General features: G+C 37.5%; 7 protein-coding genes. 2 read left to right on the forward strand and 5 right to left on the reverse strand.

Annotation, left to right across the window (positions count from 1 at the left end; all coding sequences use genetic code 11):
* The 5 genes from EZ444_RS26870 to EZ444_RS26890 form a co-directional block, all read right to left on the reverse strand.
* Nucleotides 1-194, reverse strand: a 194-nt coding sequence (locus EZ444_RS26870) for a DUF4372 domain-containing protein (protein WP_131612271.1), incomplete at its 3' end; no start/stop codon positions are given.
* 224 nt (nt 195-418) lie between these two features.
* Nucleotides 419-1,435: a recombinase RecA gene (gene recA / locus EZ444_RS26875; protein ID WP_131612988.1), complete on the reverse strand. Its 1,017-nt coding sequence runs from the start codon at nt 1,433-1,435 to the stop codon at nt 419-421.
* 121 nt (nt 1,436-1,556) lie between these two features.
* A complete protein-coding gene (nth, locus tag EZ444_RS26880; RefSeq protein WP_131612989.1) occupies nt 1,557-2,234 on the reverse strand; it encodes an endonuclease III in 678 nt (225 codons plus the stop codon).
* A 71-nt stretch (nt 2,235-2,305) separates the two neighbouring features.
* Entirely contained in the window at nt 2,306-2,491 is a 186-nt protein-coding gene (locus EZ444_RS26885) for a hypothetical protein (RefSeq protein WP_131612990.1), read from the reverse strand.
* A gap of 134 nt (nt 2,492-2,625) precedes the next feature.
* Nucleotides 2,626-3,201 (reverse strand): RNA polymerase sigma factor, encoded by a 576-nt coding sequence (locus tag EZ444_RS26890; protein WP_131612991.1) that lies wholly within the window; start codon nt 3,199-3,201, stop codon nt 2,626-2,628.
* 290 nt (nt 3,202-3,491) lie between these two features.
* On the opposite strand from EZ444_RS26890, the gene uvrA reads away from it, so the two are divergent.
* Both uvrA and EZ444_RS26900 read left to right on the forward strand, forming a co-directional pair.
* Nucleotides 3,492-6,290 (forward strand): excinuclease ABC subunit UvrA, encoded by a 2,799-nt coding sequence (uvrA, locus tag EZ444_RS26895; RefSeq protein WP_131612992.1) that lies wholly within the window; start codon nt 3,492-3,494, stop codon nt 6,288-6,290.
* Nucleotides 6,291-6,351: 61 nt separating this feature from the next.
* The gene (locus tag EZ444_RS26900) at nt 6,352-6,933 is read left to right on the forward strand and encodes a LysE family transporter (protein ID WP_225874868.1); all 582 of its coding nucleotides are present in this window, start codon (nt 6,352-6,354) and stop codon (nt 6,931-6,933) included.
* Nucleotides 6,934-7,335 lie beyond the last annotated feature (402 nt).

Consider the following 7,335-nt stretch of genomic DNA (forward strand, 5'->3'; position numbering starts at 1 on the left):
ACAACTTCACGGCTACTTGTGCATTTGTTCAATGCGCAGTATAGCATCGTTATTAAATGGGTATAAGTGTCAAAATGCTTATAGTAGTGATCGTGTTTACCGGCACGGGCAATGGATTTAATCTTGCCCCGATCCAGCAAATTTAACAGTTGATTTAGTATGGGCTGTCCGGTAAAAAATATACTTTTGCTCATGTTGATGTTTTTAAGTGTGGTAACTCAAATATATCAACAATGGGCTAGCTTAACAGCTAGCCCAAAATTTTATCCGGACAACAGTGAATTTATTTCAGGATCTCGCACTAGCTATTCAAAACATGCATAAGAGTGATCCTGAAATAAATTCAGGATGACGACTGCACATAAAAAAAGGTGGATCATGATCATGATCCACCTTTTTTTATGATTTTCTGAATTAACTATTTGGCTAATTCTTCTAATTTTTCTCCTGTAACCTCCGCACGTATTTTTGCTTCGATTTCTTCAGATAGCTCTGGGTTATCCATTAACAATTGTTTAACTGCATCTCTACCTTGTCCAAGTTTAGTATCTCCATAAGAGAACCAAGAACCTGCTTTTTTGATGATGTTGAAATCAACACCAAGATCAATGATCTCACCTGTTTTAGAAATACCTTCACCAAACATAATGTCAAATTCTGCGATACGGAAAGGAGGGGCAACCTTGTTTTTAACAATTTTTACTTTTACTCTATTTCCTGCTACTTCGTCCGAATCTTTAATTTGTGATGTTCTGCGGATATCTAAACGAACAGATGCATAAAACTTAAGGGCATTACCACCAGTCGTTGTTTCAGGGTTACCAAACATTACACCGATTTTTTCGCGCAATTGATTGATAAAAATACAGCAACAACCTGTTTTTGCGATTGTTCCGGTAAGTTTACGTAATGCTTGTGACATTAAACGAGCATGTAAGCCCATTTTAGAATCACCCATCTCGCCTTCAATCTCCGCTTTAGGTACCAAGGCAGCTACTGAGTCAATTACGATTACATCAATAGCACCAGAACGGATCAGGTTATCAGCAATTTCTAAAGCCTGCTCACCATTGTCCGGTTGTGATATCAATAGGTTATCTACATCAACACCTAGTTTCTTTGCATAACCTTTATCAAAAGCATGTTCAGCATCAATAAACGCAGCCATTCCACCCCTTTTTTGTGCTTCAGCAATAATGTGCGTAGCCAAAGTAGTTTTACCGGATGATTCAGGACCGTATATTTCAATAACCCTACCTTTTGGAACTCCACCAATGCCTAATGCAATATCTAAACTGATAGATCCGGTAGATATAGATTCAATAGGTTCTACTGGATTATCACCTAATTTCATCACTGTACCCTTACCATATGATTTTTCTAACTTATCTAAAGTAAGTTGAAGCGCTTTTAGTTTGTCTGCGTTTATGCTCATGTTTTTATAATTCTTTATTAAGATAGACATTTAATGTGTAGACCTAAATGCTAAATCTGTATGCTAATTACGTTAGCAAATATAGTGTGTTTTAATTTTAATTATGCAAATAAAGTTTAAATTATTTTATCGACTCCTCAGAATCGCTAAATATTTTAGTTATTTTATTGTTTTTTTGGAAATACTTACAGAAATGTGTGATTTCGCAAATACTGCATTTAGGCGATCTGGCTACACAAATGTATCTTCCATGTAAGATCAGCCAATGGTGTGCCACATGAATAGTATGTTCTGGTAAATTTTTAACCAGGTCTTTTTCTACAGCTAGCGGTGTTTTGCCAGCCGTTAACCCAATTCTATTGGCAACTCTAAAAACGTGGGTATCCACCGCCATTGCCGGGGCGTTATAAATTACAGAGGCAATTACATTAGCTGTTTTTCTGCCTACACCCGGCATTTTTTGTAATTGGTCAATATCCGAAGGTACCTCATTGTTAAATTCATTTAACAGGATATTCGCCATTCCCACCAAATGCTTGGCCTTGTTATTCGGATAGCTCACACTTCTGATGTAATCAAATACAATATCAGGGGTAGTTTCTGCCAGGGCTTTTGCATTAGGGAAACGCTGAAATAAAGCCGGCGTAACCTGATTAATCCTTTTATCAGTGCATTGTGCAGATAAAATAACGGCGACAAGTAATTGGAAAGGATTATTATAATGTAATTCTGTCTCGGCATTTGGTTGCCGGGCAGAAAAATGGGACACAAAAAGTTGATATCTTTCTTTTTTGAGCATAGGGCAAACTTAGATAAAAAACGGGCATAAAAAAAGCTGCCGGTTTCGCGGCAGCTTAAGATCTTTTTAAATTACTTGATTCTCGAATAAGCTAAGATCTTAGAAATCGACTCCTCTGAAGGATCTCTTTTAAGCATATCCAATTGAGATTTAATGCTTTCGTAAAACATTGCATCTTTCACCTCGAATTTATCAGGATTTTCCTGATTGTGTTGCGAGTGATCTAAGTTGTTAATTGAAGTAAAGGTTTTCATCATAAGCAGCTGCGCGTATTTAGTTTTAATGAAAAACGCTTAACTGCTCAATTTATTTTCAGATATATCTCTTTGAATTGTAATATATTCTTTACAATTGAGAATGTTCCTTCAAATCCCTGTTTTTAAGCTAAAAATCAGGAAACTTCCTTCACCTTCATCATCTTACGAAGATTATTTAATGCATAACGCATCCGTCCCAAAGCCGTATTAATGCTTACATCGGTCAAATCTGCAATTTCTTTAAAGCTTAGATCTGCATAATGACGCATAATTAGAACTTCTTTTTGATCATCAGGTAATAAATGAATCATCCCTCTTAAATCAGTATGAGTTTGTTCTCTCAACATTTTGTCCTCGGCACTTTCTTCATGAAATTGAAGTAAATTAAAGACATCCGTTCCATCGGCACTTGTAATTACAGGAGCCCTTTTGTCGCGTCTAAAATAATCTATAACCAAGTTATGCGCAATACGCATCACCCAAGGCAAAAATTTGCCTTCTTCATTATATCGGCCAGATCGTAATGTGTTAATTACTTTAATGAATGCATCTTGAAATATATCCTCGGCCAGATACTGATCTTTAACCAATAAATATATAGATGTATAAATTTTAGACTTATGTCTTTTTAAAAGTTCTTCCAAAACGGTTTCATCCCCGTTAAGGTATAACTTAACCAAATCTTGGTCACTCGTTTGTTGTAGTTTCATAGGAGTATCCTTACTAAATTCCTTGCTGCTTAACCTCAATATAATCCCTTGCTTCTTGCTAATAAAATACTTAGTAGATGTTTTTTTCTATATGAATTCTCCTATTGGTTTGTTAGTTAGTGGTTTGATTTATGGCTTGATATTTCAAAAGAACCATTTTTTTATTAGAAAACCATATAAAAAGTGTTAAAAAAAAATAAAAGTGGATTGAGAGCCTTATTTTTGCTTTGCCGTGAAAAACCAAAATTGTGTTATTTGGGTTATATTAGCAGCATTCTAGCAACAAATCAATGAATAAGGAAATCAATAAAGATCCACATAAACATATAATCATAAAGGGTGCCAGAGTTCATAATCTTAAAAATATAGATGTAGCCATACCTAAAAATAAACTTGTTGTGATTACCGGAATGTCGGGCTCAGGCAAGTCATCTCTTGCCTTTGATACTTTATATGCTGAAGGACAGCGTCGTTACGTAGAGAGTTTGTCATCTTATGCCCGTCAGTTTATGGGGAGGATGAATAAGCCCGATGTAGACTATATTAAAGGGATTGCCCCGGCAATAGCGATCGAACAAAAGGTAATTACTTCAAATCCACGCTCCACAGTGGGTACCTCTACTGAGATCTATGACTATTTAAAACTGCTTTTTTCCAGAATAGGGAAGACATATTCGCCTGAGTCGGGAGAAATAGTAAAAAAAGATACGGTAACCACTGTTGTTGATTTTATTTCGGCACTGGGAGAGGACAGTGTCGTGACCATCTTTTGCCCGTTATTTCCTCACAATAACAGATCCTTGAAAGAAGAACTCGCAGTTCTTTTGCAGAAAGGTTTCCTAAGGATATATTATAAAGAGAAGATCCATAAAATTGAGGACATTCTAGAAGATAAAGACTTTGAAGATTTTGAACTCGTAGATGAGCTTACCGTTAATATATTGATTGATAGAATCGTTGTTCATGACGATGAAGAAACTTTAAGCCGTATTGCAGATTCGGTACAGACTGCTTTTTTTGAAGGTAAGGGCGACTGCTATGTGGATCATGAAGGTAAACTAACCCATTTTTGCGACAGATTTGAGCTTGATGGTATTCGTTTTGAAGAGCCTACGCCGAACTTTTTCAGCTTTAACAATCCTTATGGAGCTTGTAAAAAGTGTGAAGGTTACGGAAATGTGATCGGCATTGATGAAGATCTTGTTATTCCAGATAAAAGTAAAAGTGTTTACGATAATGCAATTGCACCCTGGAGAGGGGAAAAGATGCGTGAATGGCTAAATAAGCTGATTAAAAGCGCTGATAAGTTTGATTTTCCTATTCATAGGTCGTACAGTGAATTAACAGAAAAGGAACAAAGGTTAATCTGGACTGGTAACAAGTATTTTGGTGGACTGGATGATTTCTTTAAAGAACTGGAAGAGCAAACCTTTAAAATTCAATATCGGGTGATGTTGTCGCGCTATAGGGGCAAAACCAATTGCCCAGATTGTAAAGGTTCCAGGTTGCGCAAAGATGCATCGTACGTTAAAATAGCGGATAGATCTATCATTGATGTGGTATTGATGCCATTGGCAACTATATTGGACTTTTTTACCAACCTAAAGCTATCAGAAACAGATCAGAAAATTTCTAAGCGACTACTAGCCGAAATTGAAAACAGAGTACTCTACTTAAACAATGTAGGGTTAGGGTACTTAACTTTAAATAGACTTTCAAATACCCTTTCCGGTGGAGAATCACAGCGGATCAACCTGGCTACATCCTTAGGGAGTAGTCTGGTAGGCTCTATATATGTATTGGATGAGCCAAGTATTGGTTTACACCCAAGAGATACAAATAAGCTGATTAGTGTCCTGGAATCACTACGAAATGTAGGTAACACTGTTATCGTTGTAGAGCACGAGGAAGAAATGATGAAAGCGGCTGATCATATTATCGATATTGGTCCAGAAGCTGGAACGCATGGTGGTAACCTGGTATTTAGTGGAACCTATGAGGAGATCGTTAAAGATAAAAATAGCTTAACTGGCCGTTACCTTTCCGGTGAAGAGAAAATAGCAATTCCTACAAGACGGAGAGGTTGGAAAGATCATGTTTTAATTAAAGGAGCAAGAGAAAACAACCTTAAAAATATAGATGTAAAAATCCCTTTGGGTGTATTTACAGTAGTTAGTGGAGTTTCTGGATCGGGTAAAACCAGTTTAATCAAAAAGATATTTTACCCTGCGCTACAAAAAGCAATAGGTAATTATTCGGGAGAGCAAACCGGAGCTTACGATGGTATATATGGTAACTACGAATTGGTAAGTCAGGTAGAGATGGTAGATCAGAACCCAATAGGGCGCTCGTCGAGATCTAACCCTGTTACCTATGTAAAAGCCTGGGATGATGTACGTGCGTTATTCTCTGCCTTACCCGCTTCAAAAGCAGGCGGATTAAAACCGGCAGCTTTCTCTTTTAACGTAGAGGGTGGTCGTTGCGATGTTTGTCAGGGTGAGGGCGAGGTGAAAATCGAGATGCAGTTTATGGCTGACATTTACCTGCCTTGCGAAACCTGTGGAGGTCGCAGATTTAAACAACAAGTTTTAGACATCACCTATCAGGATAAAAATGTAGCCGATATATTGGATCTTACCATTGAAGAAGCAGTTGCGTTCTTTAGCAATGAGCCCAAAATATTACAGAAACTACAACCTTTGGTTGATGTTGGTTTGGGATATGTGCATTTGGGGCAGTCGTCGAATACTTTGTCTGGCGGAGAGGCTCAGCGGATTAAGCTGGCATCGTTTCTGATTAAAGGAAATAATGCCAATAAAACCATGTTTATTTTTGATGAACCTACAACGGGGCTGCATTTCCATGACATCAAAAAGTTATTGATTGCACTAAATACCCTGATAGAACAAGGGAATTCGATTCTGGTAATTGAGCACAATATGGACATGATAAAGTCTGCCGATTGGGTGATAGATATTGGACCTGAAGGTGGAGATAAAGGTGGGAATGTTGTTTTTGAAGGAACTCCAGAGGATCTTGTTGGTGTAAAAGAGTCTTACACAGCACAGTACTTAAAGGAACATATGTAGTCAAATCGTTGTATCTTCGCGCATGATTTTTTTAACACTCTTTTTGGGGATAATTTTAAATATGCTAGGCTATATTCCTCCTGGCAATATTAACCTAACTGTAGTTCAGCTCACGATTACGAGAGGTATTAGGCAGGCTTTATATTTTATTGCTGCGTTTTCTGCTGTAGAGATCCTTTTCACCTTTGGTGTGATGCGTTTTGTACAATGGCTTTCCAGTGAAATTAATTTGGAGAGTACCATTGACATCGTCATGGTGTTTATGTTTGGTATTTTAGGTGTAATAACCTGGAGATCGAGAAAAGAGATGCCTAAGGAAGATTATTCTAAAAAGGACAGTATTAAGTACGGTATGCTTTTAGGGGTTGTTAATCCTATGCAAGTCCCTTATTGGCTATTTGTAGGTACTTATCTCATCTCTCACGAATGGATTGATACTGGCTACCTTTCTCTGTCTGTTTTCAGCATAGGGTCGGGGATAGGAGCCGCATTGGCACTATATGGCTTCGCGCGGTTTGCGCAATATATACAGGAGAAGTTTACTTTAAGCAGCTATATCGTTAATAAAAGTATCGCATTGCTATTTTTCGCTTTATCAGCTTATCATATCTGCAAAATCACCTATATCCATTTGATTAAATAAAACGGTCTGTTAAACACGCTCTGTAAAGCGACTCGGTTAAAACGGTCGTCATGCCTGTTTCACGCCGGTCTTAAAACGGTCTGCTAAAGCAATACGTCTAAAACGGTCGTCCTTTAGATTTGACCAATGGTCTTGAACCTAAAAAACAATTGTTATTAAGTGTTATGTTTAATTCTTCAGATATACAGAATTTTGCAGGAAGAATGCCTAACCACGGCAGCGGCGAATTAACCGGTCGTCAAGGTTTTTATACCTATGGCATGATGAAATCCGCTGCCGTGTTTTCCCTTAGTGGCCATATAACAATTAGGGTAATACCCATTATTAAGGACTTGGACCGATGGGGCAAAACTGTTAGGTCTTGCTACAAAATTATAATTTAAAACTATGAATGCGAGCAGT

Source organism: Pedobacter hiemivivus (assembly GCF_004331685.1).
Classification (GTDB): domain Bacteria; phylum Bacteroidota; class Bacteroidia; order Sphingobacteriales; family Sphingobacteriaceae; genus Pedobacter; species Pedobacter hiemivivus.